The following is a 15,302-nucleotide window of genomic DNA, read 5'->3' on the forward strand; positions in this document are numbered from 1 at the left end:
CGATCCGGAGGCGCGGCGCGAGTCCGGCGTGGCTCGAGGCCCGGCGGATCCGCCGGGCCTCGAGCTGGACGTCAGCGCTTCCTGACCACCACGAGCCGGACGGTCTTGGACGACGACCTCGCGGTCGTGGACGACCCGAGGTAGGTCACGCGGACTTTGTGCCGCCCAGCCTTCAGCTTCGGAAGGCGTACGGCCGCTCGGCCGTTCTTCAGGACAGCGGTGGAGCGTGCCTTGCCGTCGACGACGACCCTGATCCTGCCTGCGGCACGAGCCTTCCCGGCGGTGGTGACGAGGACCTTGGCGGTCGCGCGCTTGCCGGTCCTGACCCGGTTCGGGGTCACCTTCAGGGTCGTCGTGGTGGCCCGCTTGACCGTGGGTGCGGGCGGGTTCGGCGCGGCCGGAGCCTTGACCTCGACCTGGCCGTACGGAACGAGCTGGACGGGGCCGAGCAGGCCCGCGGGCAGTTCGGGTCGCGAGGCGAAGTTGCCGTACCCGGGGGTGCCGGCCTGGGCGGTGGCGCGCATCGCGTTGTTGAGGGTGGTGGACAGCTCGATCCGCACCGTGTTGACGCCGGACCGGAGGTGGTCGGTGACGTCGACCTCGTTGGTGCCGGGGACCTGTGACACCGGCACCGGCCTGTCGTTGATCCAGGCGCGGACGGCGCCGGCGAACTCGCCGAGCCGGAGCACGGTGCCGCGGTCGGGCCCGGTGAAGCTGGCCGGCAGGTCGACGGTCGCGGTGTAGACCCCGGTTCCGGACCTGCCCCTCAGCGCCGGGAGGTCCTTCCAGTCGGCGAGGGTGTCGAGCTCGATGTCTGTCTCGGTGGTGCCGGCCGGGAGTGTGGTCGTCGCGTGCAGCGACCAGCCGGCGTCGATGGTCACGGCGTCAGGCAGGGCCGGCAGGGTGGCCGTGCGGACGGTGCCGTCGGACATGGTGAACGTCCGGGCGCCCGGCTGGCCGTCGCGGGCCAGCAGTCCGGCGCCGGCGCGGACGACCTGGTCGGCGTCGGTGGCGGTGACGGCCAGGGCGCGGGCGCCGCCGTTGCGGGTGTCGAAGACGAAGGCCGCGGTGTCCTCGGCCTCGATGCGGACGGGCACGGTGACGGTGGTCGCGCCGGAGGCGCTCTTGCCGACGGCGTACCGTCCGAGCCTGGTGACCTCGCCGGTCCACAGGTCGATCTCGGTCGGGGCGCCCGGGGTGGTGAAGGTGATGGTCCCGTCGACCGGTGCGGTGGAGTTGTTGTAGAGGAACCACGCGTCACCGGACGCCGTACGCCGGTGGACCGGGACGACGTCCTTGACGACGGGGCCGGTGATGTCGGCGGTCACCTCGAGGCCCTGGACGGTGGCGGCCACGATGGCGGGGTCGTCGACGAAAGCGACGCCGGGCAGGGTGCGGAGTCGCGCGATCGCGTCCCGGACGCGCGCGTCCTCGCGGGCGGGCGCCTTCATGCTCTCCCCGGCGTCCGGCGCGCTGCCCTGGACGACGACGGGCAGGCCCGCCTCGGCGAGCCCGACGATCCGCTCGGCGGTCGCGGCGGGCAGGGACGGCTCGTCGTGGACGACGAGCGCCTTGTAGGCGGGGCCGTCGGGCAGGAGCCGGCCGGCCTCGACCTCGCCGGCGGCGCGGAGGTCGTGTGCGCTGATGGAGTCCCAGTTGAAACCGGCGTCGGAGAGGGACTTGCGGAAGTCGTCGACCGGCGTGCCGACGGGGTCGGGCTTGGAGGTGCCGTTCATGTCCGCCTCGCTGTCCAGGACGACGAGGTCGACCTGCGGGCGGCCGGTGCGGACCACGGCTCCGGCACGTCCGGTGTAGTCGGACCAGCGGGCGAGCGCCTTGAACTGCGGGAAGTCCTGGTTCCAGGAGTCGGCGAAGCCGAGGAAGCTGGCGCACCAGGGGCACCAGCCGACCCAGGGGTTCGAGCTGGCCGTGGTGTCGTTGTAGTCCTTGTACGCGAAGCCGTGAAGGATCATCCGGGACACCCCGGCGGCCAGCGAGTGATCGGCGAGCTGCTTGATGTCGATCGCGTTCTGACGGTAGGCGCCGAACAGGGAGGCGCCGATCTCGTTGGAGACCTCGTCCGCGCCGGACCGGTGTGCGCCGGACACGACCTGGCGGTAGCGGTCGATGACGGCCCGGCTGTCACCGGTGCCCGGCGGGCGGGGGCCAGCGGTGGTGCCGGGCTGGTAGGCGGTGGTGTTGGGGTCGCCGAAGCCGAGCGACTCGACGTCCGGCTTGGGGACCTGGGCCGAGAGGCGTCCGGCGTCGGTGGGCAGGTGGCCGTCGCCCTGGTAGGTCTGGGCACGGAAGGTCATGCCCTTGTCGGAGACCCACGCCTCGATGGGGGCGAGGTGGTCGGTGACCAGCAGCGAGTTCACAGTGTCGTCGTAGTCGGCCTTGACCCGCGCGTCGGCTCCACCGGTGAAGGCGATCTCGTCGAAGAGGCCGGGCAGGTACCTGGTGACCGAGTAGTCCTGGATCGTGGTCCAGTTCCGGAGCATGCCACTGGTCCAGAAAACCGCGGACTGGCCCGCGGGGACGGGACCGTGGGCGAGCTCGAGGGAGTCCTCGAAGATGTCGCCGCCGGTCGCGCGCAGCAGAGGCGCGAGCTCGTCGAGGGCGCGGGAGTCGAAGCTGGCCAGCGCGGTGCGGACCGCCTCGCGGTTGAGGTGGTCGACGACCAGGCCGCCGCTGCCGCCGGCGGCGCCGCTCGCGCCGCCACCGCCGCCGAGCTTGTTGACCTGCAGGGTCGGCCGCATCCAGAAGCCGAAGATCCGCCACGACCCCTCGTCCGGTGCGGTCCACTCGACGGCGCCATCCCTGACCCGAGGGGTCAGGTTGACCGTGCTGTCGGGGTCGAGCACCAGTGGCGTGACGCCCGGAGCACTGACGACCCGGGCGGCCGTCACAGCCACCAGTCGGCGTACGGCGCTCGCGTTGGTGCCCGGGTTGTCGGGGACGACGCCGTCGTACGTCGCGCCTGCGGCGACGTCGACCGTGCCGTAGCCGAGGTCCTGTGAGGAGAGGTCCTCGTCGATGGCCGGCGCGGAGACCGGCCAGCCCGGCCCGAGAGTGATGTCGAAGGTCAGGCCGAGCTCCCTCGCCTTCGTCAGCGCATGCGTCATGCTCGCCATGAATGCCGGGGTGCCCCATCGATCGACGTTGCGCAGCGTCGTCTGCTCGACGCCGGAGAATCCGGCTTCCTTGATCGCGGTCAGCTCGGCATCGATCTCGGCTGTGCTGAGCGCGTCGGTGGGCCACCACCAGCGGAACTTCGGCCGGAACTGATCCGGTACGTCGGCCAGCGCGGAGGGGTCGCCGACCAGGTCGAGTGCGGCGCCGCTCCCGCTGGCCGACGGCGCGGATGCGGCCGTCGGGTCATTCGCCGTGGCGGGCGCGGATCCGAGCGAGGCGACGGTGCCGGCTGCTAGCGAGAGCGCGAGCAAGGAGCCGAGCGCCTGAGACCGGCGCCTCGGTGCGCGGACGAGCGGAGTTCTGCGGGTCATGGTTCCTTCCGGCAACAACGATGAGCCCGCGACGCGAGGCGTCGGGGCAGGACGGGAGAGCGCTCACCGCGGTGGAGGCGGCCACGAGAATGTGATGTGAAACGATTCACATCGGCGCACGACGACTGTATGGCGGTCGCCACACGATGTGCAAGCATTTTGGAAACTCGAGTTTCCTTTTCGCCCTTCCGGATGGGAAGCGCCGAAGCCGGATGGTCGCGCCTGCCACAGTTGCGTCGTGGCCGACGATCAGACCGCCCCGCAGCGCCGTCGCGGCAGGCTCCTGGAGGACGCCCTCCTCGAAGCCGCGTGGCTGGAGATCAAGGAGCACGGCTGGTCGGACTTCAGCATGAGCCGCACCGCCGATCGCGCCGGCGCGTCGAAGAAGTCGCTCTACGCGCGCTGGCCGGACAAAGGCGCCCTGGTCGCAGCGACCCTCTTCCACAAGTCCGCCACCCGTGCGCGGCCGTTCGAGCCGGTAGGTGACCTCCGCGAGGACCTGCGACGGGTGATGTCGGCGGCTGCGGACATGCTGGCCGGGCCGATGGGCACGGCCGTCCGCGGCCTGTACGCCTCGCTGCCCACGCTGCCGTCGGAGTACCGGCTGCTGACCGACGAGAACCGCCCGGCGCGGGCCGTTCAGGATGTCCTTGACCAGGCACGTGCGAACGGGCAGCTGGGCGAGGGACCGATCCCGCCGCGCGTCATCGGGCTCGGGACGCACCTCGTGACGATGCACTACCTCGGGCGGGACGCCCCACCCGACGCGGTGGTGATCGAGGAGATCCTCGACCACGTCTGGCTGCCCAGCCTCCGCGCTGCCGCCACGGAGGCCGACGTCGCCCGTTGACGGGTCGGGCCGTGGCGCAGCGTCAGCGGTCCTCGCCCCAGTTGGCGATGATCACCGCGATCGGCGGGAGCACGGCGGCGACGAGCGACATGGCGACGGCCGCCGTCGTCGACCACAGCCGGACGACGTTCCAGGCCAGGACGATCAGCGCCACGCAGGTCCCCATCAGGGCGAAGTACCACCGCTGACGCCGGCGCAGTCGCTCGCTCTGCGGCCGGCGTACGCCGGTGACCGTGGCGCGTTGGCGTCGCCTCATCCCTCCACTGTGGCACCGGTCCGCTCGAGGCCCGGAGAGTTTTCTGGAAGATTTCTGGTCGACGGTGTCGAATCCGGCTGCGCGCCCCGACGTCCGGGTGAAAGGCAAGGTTCCACACCACCTACGACGCCCCAGGAGGCTCCCATGAAGTACATGCTGCTGCTCCGTCACGAGGTCAACGCCGGTCCCGCGGAGGGCACGCCCGAGTTCGACGCCGAGATGGCCCAGTGGGGCCAGGTGATGGGGGAGCTCGGCCAGTCCGGCGCGATGGTCGCCGCCCACGGCCTCGACACCGAGGCGACCGCCACCACCGTCCGCATCCGGAACGACGAGGCCCTGGTCTCCGACGGTCCGTTCGCCGAGACGAAGGAGGCGTTCTTCAGCTACATCATCATCGACGTCCCCGACCTCGACGCGGCCCTCGGCTGGGCCAAGCGGATGCCGCACGTGACGTACGGCTCGGTCGAGGTCCGGCCGCTGTCCAGCCACGAGCAGGACGCTTGACCGAGGCGGCCGAGGCCGTCGAGCGGGCGTACCGCGAGGAGTGGACCGTGCTCCTCGCGGCGCTCGCCGGCCAGGTAGGTGGCGACATCGGGCTGGCCGAGGAGGCGGTGGCCGATGCGTTCGCCGCCGCGGTGGCCGAGTGGCCCACCAAGGGAGTCCCGTCCCGGCCGGGGGCGTGGCTGACCACCGTCGCCCGCCGCCGGGCGATCGACCGGATCCGACGGGAGACCACGCGGTCGGCCGCCCTCGATCGTCTGGAGACGCTGATGAGGGACGACGACCTCTCCGAACCGGAGCCGCCCGACCACAGCGGCGTGGCCGACGACCGGCTGCGGCTGCTGTTCACCTGCTGCCACCCCGCGCTGGCGCTGGAGGCCCGCGTCGCGCTCACCCTCCGGGTCGTGGGCGGGCTCGAGGTCCCCGAGGTGGCGCGCGCGTTCCTGACCACCGAGACCACGATGTACCAGCGCCTCGTCCGGGCGAAGCGCAAGATCAAGACGGCCCGGATCCCGTACCGGGTGCCGGACGCCGAGGAACTGCCCGCTCGGGTGTACGGCGTCCTGCACGTGATCCACCTCGTCTACACCGAGGGCCACGTGGCCAGCTCGGGGGACGACCTCGTGCGGGTCGACCTGTGCCGCGAGGCGATCAGGCTGGGCCGCCTGCTCGCCGCGCTGCTGCCGGAGGACGCCGAGGTGCTCGGGCTGCTGGCGTACCTGCTGCTGACCGACGCACGACGCCCGGCCCGCACCGACGACCGGGGGCGGCCCGTGGCCCTGCAGGACCAGGACCGCGGCCGTTGGGACCGGGCGCTCGTCGCCGAGGGGACGGAGCTCGTCGAGCGCGCGCTCCGCCTCGGGGAGCCGGGACCGTTCCAGGTCCAGGCGGCCATCGCGGCGCTGCACGCCGAGGCGCCGCACTGGGACGCCACCGACTGGCCCCAGATCGCGGCGCTGTACGGCGAGCTGTCCCGGATGACCCCGTCGCCGGTCGTGACGATCAACCGGGCGGCCGCGCTGGCCATGGCCGACGGCCCGCACGTCGGCCTCGCGCTGCTGGCCGAGCTCGAGGACGATGGGCGACTCGACCGCTACCAGCCGCTGCACGCGACCCGGGCCGAGCTGCTGGCCCGCGCGGGGGATCACGAGGGCGCCGCGGCGGCGTACCGGCGGGCGATCGAGCTCACCGGCAACGCCGCCGAGCGCGAGGCCCTGGCCTTGCGCGCCCGCCGGTGGGAGCGTGGAGGCGACCCGTCCACCTGATCCCTCGGGAGTCACCATGAGCTACCAGGTCGCCTACTTCGTCGGGAGTCTCTCGTCGACCTCGATCAACCGAACCCTCAGCCAGGCGCTGATCAAGGTCGCGCCGGACGACCTCGAGTTCACCGAGATCCCCATCGGCAACCTGCCGCTCTACAGCCCGGACTTCGACAGCAGCTACCCGCCGGAGGCCCAGGCCCTCAAAGACGCCATCGCGGCGTCCGACGCGGTCCTGTTCGTCACCCCCGAGTACAACCGGTCGATCCCGGGCGCGCTGAAGAACGCGATCGACTGGGCCTCGCGGCCCTGGGGCCAGAACTCGTTCGACCACATGCCGGCGGCGGTCATCGGGGCCTCGATCGGGCAGATCGGGACCGCAGTCGCCCAGCAGAGCCTGCGCGGCGTGCTCAGCTTCTGCAACGCCCGCCAGATGACGGCCCCGGAGGCCTACATCTACTTCCAGCCGGAGACGTACGCCGCGTCCGGCGAGGTGACCGACGAGGCCACCGCGGACTTCCTGCGCACGTTCATGCAGGAGTTCCGCACCCACATCGAGCGGGTCCTGACGGTCATCCCGCGGCCCTGACCGGGGAGGGGCCGTCGACCGCTCGCGGCGGAGACGGCACGATGGCCCCCGATGACGACGACGAGCCACACGCCGACCGAGGTCCTCTCCCGGGTCTTCGGGTACGACGCCTTCCGCGGGGACCAGTCCCAGATCATCGACACCCTCGTCGGCGGCGGGGACGCCCTGGTGCTGATGCCCACCGGTGGCGGCAAGTCGCTCTGCTACCAGATCCCGGCCTTGGTGCGTCCCGGGACGGGCATCGTCATCTCCCCGCTGATCGCGCTGATGCAGGACCAGGTCGACGCGCTGGCCGCCCTCGGCGTACGCGCCTCGTTCCTGAACTCCACCCAGTCGCCGGAGGAGCGCCGGGCCGTCGAGACGGCGTACGTCGCCGGCGAGCTCGACCTGCTCTACCTGGCCCCGGAGCGCCTGTCGGTGCCGTCGACGATGGCGCTGCTGGACCGCGGCACGATCTCGCTGTTCGCGATCGACGAGGCGCACTGCGTCTCGTCGTGGGGCCACGACTTCCGGCCGGACTACCTCGCGCTCGCGGTCCTGGGGGAGCGGTGGCCCGCCGTACCCCGGATCGCGCTGACCGCGACGGCGACCGCGGCGACCCGCGCCGACATCGTCGCCCGGCTCGGCCTGGACGGGGCGCGGGTCTTCGTGTCGTCGTTCGACCGGCCCAACATCGAGTACCGCATCGTCGCCAAGGACAACCCGCGCAAGCAGCTCCTCGACTTCCTCCAGGCCGAGCACGCGGGCGACTCGGGCATCGTCTACTGCCTGTCGCGGAAGTCGGTGGAGGAGGCGGCGGCGTTCCTGACGCGCAACGGCATCCCGGCGCTGCCGTACCACGCCGGCATGGACGCCCGGCAGCGCGCCGAGCACCAGTCGCGCTTCCTGCGCGAGCCCGGGCTGGTCATCTGCGCCACCATCGCCTTCGGCATGGGCATCGACAAGCCCGACGTCCGCTTCGTCGCGCATCTCGACCTGCCGAAGTCGGTCGAGGGCTACTACCAGGAGACCGGCCGCGCGGGTCGCGACGGCAAGCCGTCGACGGCGTGGCTGGCCTACGGCCTCGCCGACGTCGTCCAGCAGCGGAAGATGGTGCAGACCTCCGACGGCGATGCGGCCCACAAGCGTCGCCTGGGCGCGAACCTCGACGCGATGCTCGCCCTCTGCGAGACCGTCGAGTGTCGTCGTGCGCAGCTCCTGGCCTACTTCGGTCAGCCCGCGTCGGGCGGTTGCGGAAACTGCGACACCTGCACCGCGCCGCCCGAGACCTGGGACGGCACCACCGCCGCCCAGAAGTTCCTCTCCGCGATCTGGCGGTTGGCCGAGCGTCGGCAGCGGTACGGCGCCGGCCACGTCATCGACATCCTGCTGGGGAGGACGAACGACCGGATCGTCTCGCTCGACCACACGTCGCTGACGGTCTACGGCATCGGCACCGAGCTCGACGAGCGACAGTGGCGCGGCGTCGTACGGCAGCTCCTGGCGCAGCGACTGCTCACCGTCGGCGATGACGGCTACGGGACGCTGGAGCTCACGTCGGACTCCGCCGCGGTGCTCCGTGGCGAGCGCGCGGTTCGTCTTCGGCACGAGGTCAAGCCGGCCTCGACCCGTCGCTCCTCGTCCTCCTCCCGCAAGGCGAAGGCCGACGACGTACCCCTCGACGCGGCGGGGGAGTCGCTGTTCGAGCAGCTCCGCGCCTGGCGCGCGGCGACGGCCAAGGAGGCCGGTCTCCCGGCGTACGTCGTCTTCCACGACGCGACGCTGCGGCAGATCGCTGCCCTGCGCCCGACGAGCCGGGAGCAGCTGGCCGGGATCTCGGGGCTCGGTGCCGCCAAGCTGGAGAAGTACGGCGAGGCGTTGCTGGGGGTCACCAGCGCGTAGCCCGAGACAAAGGGGGCTCGGTTGGTGCGATCGTCCCGTCTCGACGACCGAGCTGCGCCCACCAGAGCTTCAGCTGCGAGCACACCCAGGCGACACCGATGGAAGCGGCCGCCACGATTCCCAGGACGATGCACCAGGCCAGAGCACCCTCCCGGGCGCCGCCCGACGGCCACAGCGAGGCCGCGAGGACTCCGATCATCGACAGCGTCAGAAGTCCGAGGAGCGTGATCGCCAACCAACGCGGCGAGCGCTGGAGGATGAGCATGCAGATCAACACGAAGGCACCGAGCCCCACCGTCACCGCCAGCGCGTAACCCACGTCGAGGATGCTGATGAGCGTCACCAGCGCCAGCCCCGCCGAGCCTCCCGCGGTCAGGTCGCTGAGCAGTTGAGGGGCGGTCCGGCCTGCCTTCGGCCACAGCCTCCCCGCGAGCGAGGTGGCCGCGCCCAGGAGCCCGAGAAGCATCGATGCGAAGGCCAGTCCGAGGGTGGGCGGGTAACCGTCACCGGCGCTGGTCAGGACGCCGGCGTCCAGGCACATGCCGACCTGGTTGAGGGTCCAGGTCGCTGACTCAGCCGTGACCGGTTGCTCTGCCTGCTTGACCGTGCTCTTCAGCGAGGTGAGCGCGTCCGCGCCCACGAGACCGGAGCAGACCTCGTCCACGAATCCCGCGGTAGCTACGAAGCCGATCGGTGTCAGGACGAGGACTCCGATGAGGAAGGAGAGTAGGCCCGCACGATCGCCCGTCGGGGTCGACGTCGCGGACTCGTCCTGTTGTGGGGCGGTCAACGGAACAGCTCGACGGGCATCTGGCTCCCTGTTCTGGGATTTCTCGTCTCGATCGTTCGCTTCGGCGCCGGCTCACTCCGGCGGGAAGTGGAACTCCTTCACCCGGACGCGAACGGTCCGGTAGCCCTTCTTCGTGAAGGTCAGCTTGGCGGTGACTCGTCGCTTGCCGATGCTCCACACGTCGTCGGGACCTTCCGTCAAGCGCGGGTGCTCGAAGCGCAGGTGGTTGTTGCTGTCCCAGCCGTCGTTCTTGACCTTGCGCCGCTCTTTGAGCACGACCTTCTTGCCGACGTACCAGCGAGCGGTGAGGCGGAAGGAGCCGCGGATGCTCGGCCTGAAGTCGTCGTTCATCTCGTCGTAGCACCTGACGGGGTTCCCACCCATGGAGTCGTACCAACGGCCGGAGTGCACCAGGATGTTCAGCGCCGGCGTCGACTCGTACTCCGGGTGATGGTGGTAGGCGCACGTCTGAACGTGCCGCCACTTCTTCGGTTTGGCTGCGTTCGCGGGCGCGGCGATGACAGAGGCGACGAGAAGGACGCACACGGTGGCGAGGAGCGCGCGAGACCGGAGCAGCATGAGCGGGAACGTAGCAGCGCCGAGCCCACCTCGCGCAGGGAATGGTTGCTTGCGTGCCGATCCGCTGAGCCGATCGGATGGCAGCCCACTGAGGCTGTGAAAACCCCCTTGCGATCGAACGCGTGTTCGACCATACTGAGATGGTCATCTCGTAGAGGTTTCGGAGACTCGTATGGCCCACCCGATCCGCCTGGCCGCGGCCGAGATCGCCGGTGTGCTGAAGTCGGTGGCCGACGTGAACCCGGCCTTCATGACCACGCCGGACAAGGCGGCGGCGCTGGTCGAGCTGGCCGCGGTCGAGGTACGTGTTGCCGAGCTCCGGCTCCGGATCTCTGCGGACGCCGCTGACGTGGCCGAGGAGACCGGCGCCCGCGACGTGGGCGCCTGGGCCGCGGCCGCGACGCATCGACGCCGGGGCGACTGCGCGGCTGAGTTCCGTCTCGCTCTGGCCCTCGCGGACCGCCCGGTGCTCGCGACCGCGTTGCGGGAAGGGCGCGTGAACCTCGAACAGGCCCACGTCATCGCCACCGCCCTGGCCAAGCTCCCGGCCGAGGTGTCCTCGTCGGTGGTCGACGAGGCCGAGGCCGCCTTGGTGGGGTACGCCGACCGCTTCGACCCCACCGAGCTGGCCCGCCTGGGCCGTCGCATCCTCGACGTCATCGCCCCGGAGATCGCGGAAGCGGTGGAGGCGCGTCATCTCGCCGACCTTGAAGCTTCCGCCCAGCAGCGGATGCGCCTCGGTCTCCGCGCGCTCGGTGACGGCACGACCCGGATCAGCGGCCTGATCCCCGACGCGTCCGCGGCCCGGCTTGCGACGTACCTGCATGCGTTCACCAACCCTCGCCGCGACGACGCCGACTCAACGCTGGTTGAGGTGCGAGCGGAGCGAGCCGCGAAACCCAGTGAGCCAAGCAGCAGCCCCGTGCCCTACGGGCGCAAGACAGCCCAGGCGTTCTGCCACCTCCTGGAAACCCTCGACCCCACCCGCCTCCCGATCCACGGCGGCGACGCCACCACCCTCGTGGTGACGATGTCGCTGGACTCGCTCCGAGCAGACCTCGCCACCGCGACCCTCGGTAACCCCGCTCCGGGCGACTCTCACGACCGGATCACCGCCGCCGAGGCCCGCCGCCTGGCCTGCACGGCCGGGATCGTCCCCGCAGTCCTCGACGGCAAGAGCGAGGTCCTCGACCTCGGCCGCTCCCAGCGCTTCTTCGGCCGCTCCCAGCGCCGCGCCCTCGCCCTCCGCGACAAGGAGTGCCGAGCTGAGGGTTGTCACATCCCGGCACCGTGGTGCGAAGCCCACCACGCCGGCACCCCCTGGGCCGCCGGCGGCCGCACCGACCTCGCCGACGGGCTACTGCTGTGCTCCCACCATCACCACCGAGCCCACGACCCGACCTACGCCACCGAACGCCTGCCCGACGGCGGCGTCCGATTCCACCGACGAACGTAGGCCGGGGTCGCGTCAATTGACGAGCTCGACGTCGGACCACTGGCTGGTGCGGATGACGCCCAGGGCGCTGGACTGGATCCAGATGCCGACCTGGTCACCCGCGTCGACCGCCAGCAGGAAGCTGCGCTGGATCGACTGCGGTCCCATGGTCTCGACATCGAGCGGGGTGATCGTCTGGCTGCCGGGGACGATCGGCTCGTTGGGGCCACGGCTGGCCCCGACGGTCGCGTGGGTCGTGATCGCGGTCGCCGTCGGCAGCAGTGGGAGCTGCACGTCCACGCCGTAGGAGATCCGGTAGGTCCCGGCGCGGGTGAAGGTCAGTGCGCTGCCGTCGAGGTAGGCGGGACCGTCGCCGAGCTTGGTGTAGCCGACGCCGGCGAAGAGCTGCGGGGTCGTCGTGTTCAGGATGGGGATGGCGATCGAGTTGGGGGCGGCCGACGAGTACTCCGCATAGGCGGCGCCACCCGACCCCGCCGGTCCGGCTGGCCCGGTGGCTCCCGTGGCTCCCGCGGGACCGGGGGCGCCGGTGTCGCCCCGGGGTCCGGTGGCTCCCGGGGCGCCGGCGGGGCCGACGTCGCCCGCACGCCCTGCGGGGCCCGCCGGGCCGGTCTTGCCCTGGGGGCCGGGGGCCCCGGCCACGAGCTCGCCCGGGCGGAAGTCCCTCGCGCGCAGGGTGCCGTCCTTCACGCGCCTGCTGGTGATGGCGTCCTTGGCGATCTTGGACTTGGTCACCGAGCGGGGTGCGAGGTTGGAGGTCTCGACCTCGTGACGGCCGAGCTCGTGGGCGGCGTAGGCCGTCCCGGAGACGGCGACGGCGAGGGCGAGGGACGACACGACCAGTGCGGCTGGTCCGGTGGCGCGGGAGGAGGGCTTCACGGGGGAGGGCCTTTCGGGGTCCAGGCCGCGGTCCGGGTGCCGCGGGCGTCAACGCTAGAAGTGCATTCGACCGGCGGCGGCCCGGCTGAAGACATTTCTCGGCGTGACGCAGCGCCCCACGGCCGGCCCGCTCACGACGGCGGGGACGTCCGTCAGTCCGTGGCGTAGGCCACCCAGGTGATGAACATGAACAGGGCGATGATCGCCGCGTCGACCGAGATCGCGAACGCGAAGGCGGCGATCACGACCTTCCGGTCGTCGTCTTTCCACGAGGGCGCCTGCTCGTGCTCCCGCAGGGCGTACCCGGTCGTGCGGTCCTCGCTCGCGCTCATGGTCGCCTCCCTGGACTGCGGATCGGCTCGACGGCCGGCCGTTCGATCCCGGCCGTTCCATCGTCCGTCGCACGGTCCCGGTCCGCATCACCTCCGGCGGGTGAGTCGCCGCGACCCGGAGACGAGGTCGTCTACAGGTCGGCGGTGGCGTCGTACACCCAGCTCGTGTCTGCGGTGGCGAGCCCCTCGACCCACGAGGCGGGCGCGTTGTTCATGATGGCGCCGTAGTCCCAGTAGTCCTTCCAGAGGCACACGCGGCCGTCGCGCACCTTGTGCACGGTGGCGAAGGGGAGGGTGAAGACCTCGCCGGACTTGAAGGTCCAGGTCTCGGAGTGCTCGTAGATCACGTCGTCACCGGAAGCGACCAGGACGCCGTCGTGGTTCTCGTAGCCCGCGAGCTCGCCCCAGCCGACGCGAAGCCGCTTGGCGATGTCCTCCGGGCCACGGGCCGACAGGGACGGGCCGAGGGGCATGTCCATGTAGAGGCAGTCCTCGGTGACCCAGTCGGCGATGCCGTCGTAGTCGCGCGCGGACAGGGTGCGCCAGAGGCCGCGGACGGCCTCCTCGGGGGTGCGGGTCACGAGGCGATCTCCGTGGTCGAGGGACGAGGCGTCTGAGGGGTACGACGGGCCGCGGTCAGCGGCGATCGGGACTGCTCGCCGGTCCGCAGGAACCGGCCGGTCCGCTCGCGGCCGAGCAGCGACGTGGCGCGACCGGAGCGCCAGACCGTGCGGCCGCCGACCATGACGAGCGGGACGGTGGCGTCGTTGCGGTTGACCATGCGGGAGAGGCCGCCGTACTGCGCGACGGGCTCCTCGTTGTACTCCTCCAGCGAGGAGTCGAGCCGCGAGGGGTCGAGCACCATCAGGTCGGCGCGGTCGCCGAGACGTAGGTGGCCGGCGTCGAGGCCGTACCAGTCGGCCAGCTCGCCGGTCAGCCGGTGCACGGCGTGCTCGACCGTCACGAACGGCTTGCCGGCGACCTCCGCGTCGCGCACGTGCCGCAGCAGCCGCAGCCCGAAGTTGTAGAAGGCCATGTTGCGCAGGTGCGCGCCGGCGTCGGAGAAGCCCATCTGCACCCCCGGCTCCCGGGCGATCTTGCGCAGTACGCCGGGGCGGTGGTTGGAGATCGTGGTGCGCCAGCGGAGGTCGGTGCCGTGGTCGAGCACCAGGTCCAGGAACGCGTCGACCGGGTGGGCGCCACCGCGCTCCTGTCCGACCTGTCCGAAGGACTTGCCGACCACGGAGGCGTCCGGGCAGGCGACGATCTCGGCGTCGAAGAAGTCGCGGTGCCACACCCGCGGGCCGTACTTGGACTCGTAGTCCTTCCGGAAGCGGGCACGGTACGCCGGGTCGCGCATCAGCTCGTCGCGCGCGAGCTTCTCCTGCAGGTGCAGCGCCTGCGCGCCGGCGCCGAACTCCTCGAAGATCACCAGGTCGATGCCGTCGGCGTACACCTCGAACGGCACCGGGAGGTGCTGGAAGCGGAAGTCGCCGCCGAGCCGGTTGACCAGTCCCGCCAGCCCACGCAGGAGGTGGATGACGAACGGGATGGCCTTGATGTCGGCGGCCGACAACAGGCTGGTCTTCAGCGGCCTGCCGCCCAGACCGATCGAGCCGAACGCCTGGGTGAGGAGCGTGTGCGGGCGGCCGACGTCCGGTCCGGCCTGCAGGGCGCGGCCCCGCTGGCGCAGGATCCGGCGCAGTCCGCGCATCTCCCGTCCGCGGGCGTACGTCGACGGCAGGGTGCGCGAGCGGCACAGGTCGCCGTCGAGCTTGTCGAACAGCAGCTGCTGGGCCGACATGCCGACGAAGCCGGCGTCCAGGGCCTCGCGGAGCATGCGCTCCATCCGCGCCTGCTCGGCCGCGCTCGGCCGGACCTCCTTGCGGGTGGCCCGGTCCAGGCCCATCGTCGCGGTGCGCATGTCGGAGTGGCCGATGAACGCGGCCAGGTTGGGACCGAGGGGGAGCGACTCCAGCGCGGCGACGTACTGGCCGGCGTTCTCCCAGGTCCGCTTCTCGTCGACCGCGGAGATGACGTGCTGGCGGGGGATCGCCTCGACCCGGCCGAACAGGTCGCCGGCGTCCACGCCGCCGACGTGCACGGTCGAGAGCGAGCAGGAGCCCAGCAGGATCGTGGTGACCCCGTGCCGCAGCGACTCGGTCAGGTCGGGGCCGCGCAGCACCTCGACGTCGTAGTGGGTGTGGATGTCGACCATCCCCGGGAGCACCCACTGCCCGGCCGCCTCGACGACCTCGCCGCAGCCCGTCTCGTCGAGCGGCTCCTCGGAGATCGCCGCGACGACGCCGTCGCGGATCCCGACGTGGCGCACGGCCGACGGGCCGCCGCTGCCGTCGAAGAAGCGACCGTCCTTGATGATGGTGTCGTAGGTCACATTGCGCATCGAACCCCTCGGGTTGACACGCG

Annotated in this window: 14 protein-coding genes; 6 read left to right on the forward strand and 8 right to left on the reverse strand. The window is 71.5% G+C overall.

What is annotated here, in order from left to right:
• Window positions 1-71 precede the first annotated feature (71 nt).
• Window positions 72-3,506: a glycosyl hydrolase gene (locus tag VMF51_RS00185; protein ID WP_325472362.1), complete on the reverse strand. Its 3,435-nt coding sequence runs from the start codon at window positions 3,504-3,506 to the stop codon at window positions 72-74.
• 238 nt (window positions 3,507-3,744) lie between these two features.
• On the opposite strand from VMF51_RS00185, the gene VMF51_RS00190 reads away from it, so the two are divergent.
• A complete protein-coding gene (locus VMF51_RS00190; protein ID WP_325472363.1) occupies window positions 3,745-4,356 on the forward strand; it encodes a TetR/AcrR family transcriptional regulator in 612 nt (203 codons plus the stop codon).
• A gap of 22 nt (window positions 4,357-4,378) precedes the next feature.
• On the opposite strand, the gene VMF51_RS00195 is transcribed toward VMF51_RS00190, so the two are convergent.
• On the reverse strand, window positions 4,379-4,612 hold the full coding sequence (locus VMF51_RS00195; RefSeq protein ID WP_325472364.1) for a DUF3099 domain-containing protein: 234 nt from the start codon (window positions 4,610-4,612) through the stop codon (window positions 4,379-4,381).
• Window positions 4,613-4,756: 144 nt separating this feature from the next.
• Between VMF51_RS00195 and VMF51_RS00200 the strand changes: the two genes are divergently transcribed.
• Genes VMF51_RS00200 through recQ form a run of 4 tightly spaced genes read left to right on the forward strand, consistent with a single transcriptional unit; the run spans window position 4,757 to window position 8,842 of the window.
• On the forward strand, window positions 4,757-5,116 hold the full coding sequence (locus tag VMF51_RS00200) for a YciI family protein (RefSeq protein ID WP_325472365.1): 360 nt from the start codon (window positions 4,757-4,759) through the stop codon (window positions 5,114-5,116).
• Window positions 5,113-6,378, forward strand: coding sequence for an RNA polymerase sigma factor (locus VMF51_RS00205; protein ID WP_325472366.1), 1,266 nt, complete (start codon window positions 5,113-5,115; stop codon window positions 6,376-6,378). The genes VMF51_RS00200 and VMF51_RS00205 overlap by 4 nt, the downstream gene beginning before the upstream one ends.
• A gap of 16 nt (window positions 6,379-6,394) precedes the next feature.
• Entirely contained in the window at window positions 6,395-6,961 is a 567-nt protein-coding gene (locus tag VMF51_RS00210; protein WP_325472367.1) for an NADPH-dependent FMN reductase, read from the forward strand.
• Window positions 6,962-7,012: 51 nt separating this feature from the next.
• On the forward strand, window positions 7,013-8,842 hold the full coding sequence (recQ, locus tag VMF51_RS00215) for a DNA helicase RecQ (protein ID WP_325472368.1): 1,830 nt from the start codon (window positions 7,013-7,015) through the stop codon (window positions 8,840-8,842).
• On the opposite strand, the gene VMF51_RS00220 is transcribed toward recQ, so the two are convergent.
• Entirely contained in the window at window positions 8,829-9,506 is a 678-nt protein-coding gene (locus VMF51_RS00220; RefSeq protein WP_325472369.1) for a hypothetical protein, read from the reverse strand. The two genes, recQ and VMF51_RS00220, sit on opposite strands and share 14 nt — an antisense overlap.
• A gap of 198 nt (window positions 9,507-9,704) precedes the next feature.
• Window positions 9,705-10,211, reverse strand: a complete 507-nt coding sequence (locus VMF51_RS00225; protein ID WP_325472370.1) for a hypothetical protein — start codon at window positions 10,209-10,211, stop codon at window positions 9,705-9,707.
• A gap of 172 nt (window positions 10,212-10,383) precedes the next feature.
• Between VMF51_RS00225 and VMF51_RS00230 the strand changes: the two genes are divergently transcribed.
• On the forward strand, window positions 10,384-11,667 hold the full coding sequence (locus VMF51_RS00230; protein WP_325472371.1) for an HNH endonuclease signature motif containing protein: 1,284 nt from the start codon (window positions 10,384-10,386) through the stop codon (window positions 11,665-11,667).
• A 12-nt stretch (window positions 11,668-11,679) separates the two neighbouring features.
• Here VMF51_RS00230 and VMF51_RS00235 read toward each other — a convergent pair whose 3' ends face one another.
• The 4 genes from VMF51_RS00235 to VMF51_RS00250 form a co-directional block, all read right to left on the reverse strand.
• Complete coding sequence (locus VMF51_RS00235; protein ID WP_325472372.1) at window positions 11,680-12,543, reverse strand: hypothetical protein; 864 nt, start codon at window positions 12,541-12,543, stop codon at window positions 11,680-11,682.
• Between the two features lie 152 nt (window positions 12,544-12,695).
• The gene (locus VMF51_RS00240; RefSeq protein WP_325472373.1) at window positions 12,696-12,875 is read right to left on the reverse strand and encodes a hypothetical protein; all 180 of its coding nucleotides are present in this window, start codon (window positions 12,873-12,875) and stop codon (window positions 12,696-12,698) included.
• Window positions 12,876-13,006: 131 nt separating this feature from the next.
• Complete coding sequence (locus VMF51_RS00245; RefSeq protein WP_325472374.1) at window positions 13,007-13,456, reverse strand: nuclear transport factor 2 family protein; 450 nt, start codon at window positions 13,454-13,456, stop codon at window positions 13,007-13,009.
• The gene (locus VMF51_RS00250; RefSeq protein ID WP_325472375.1) at window positions 13,453-15,279 is read right to left on the reverse strand and encodes an N-acyl-D-amino-acid deacylase family protein; all 1,827 of its coding nucleotides are present in this window, start codon (window positions 15,277-15,279) and stop codon (window positions 13,453-13,455) included. Before VMF51_RS00250 ends, VMF51_RS00245 begins: the two co-directional genes overlap by 4 nt.
• Between the last annotated feature and the right edge of the window lie 23 nt (window positions 15,280-15,302).

Origin of the sequence: Nocardioides sp. (assembly GCF_035503875.1) — a bacterium.
GTDB lineage: Bacteria > Actinomycetota > Actinomycetes > Propionibacteriales > Nocardioidaceae > Nocardioides.

What these genes read in the sequence shown, in the direction of transcription:
- VMF51_RS00200 (WP_325472365.1), top strand. Translation starts at nt 4,757, where the DNA reads ATGAAGTACATGCTGCTGCTCCGTCACGAGGTCAACGCCGGTCCCGCG.
- VMF51_RS00210 (WP_325472367.1), top strand. Translation starts at nt 6,395, where the DNA reads ATGAGCTACCAGGTCGCCTACTTCGTCGGGAGTCTCTCGTCGACCTCG.
- VMF51_RS00225 (WP_325472370.1), bottom strand. Translation starts at nt 10,211, where the DNA reads ATGCTGCTCCGGTCTCGCGCGCTCCTCGCCACCGTGTGCGTCCTTCTC.
- recQ (WP_325472368.1), top strand. Translation starts at nt 7,013, where the DNA reads ATGACGACGACGAGCCACACGCCGACCGAGGTCCTCTCCCGGGTCTTC.
- VMF51_RS00195 (WP_325472364.1), bottom strand. Translation starts at nt 4,612, where the DNA reads ATGAGGCGACGCCAACGCGCCACGGTCACCGGCGTACGCCGGCCGCAG.
- VMF51_RS00240 (WP_325472373.1), bottom strand. Translation starts at nt 12,875, where the DNA reads ATGAGCGCGAGCGAGGACCGCACGACCGGGTACGCCCTGCGGGAGCAC.
- VMF51_RS00250 (WP_325472375.1), bottom strand. Translation starts at nt 15,279, where the DNA reads ATGCGCAATGTGACCTACGACACCATCATCAAGGACGGTCGCTTCTTC.
- VMF51_RS00185 (WP_325472362.1), bottom strand. Translation starts at nt 3,506, where the DNA reads ATGACCCGCAGAACTCCGCTCGTCCGCGCACCGAGGCGCCGGTCTCAG.
- VMF51_RS00230 (WP_325472371.1), top strand. Translation starts at nt 10,384, where the DNA reads ATGGCCCACCCGATCCGCCTGGCCGCGGCCGAGATCGCCGGTGTGCTG.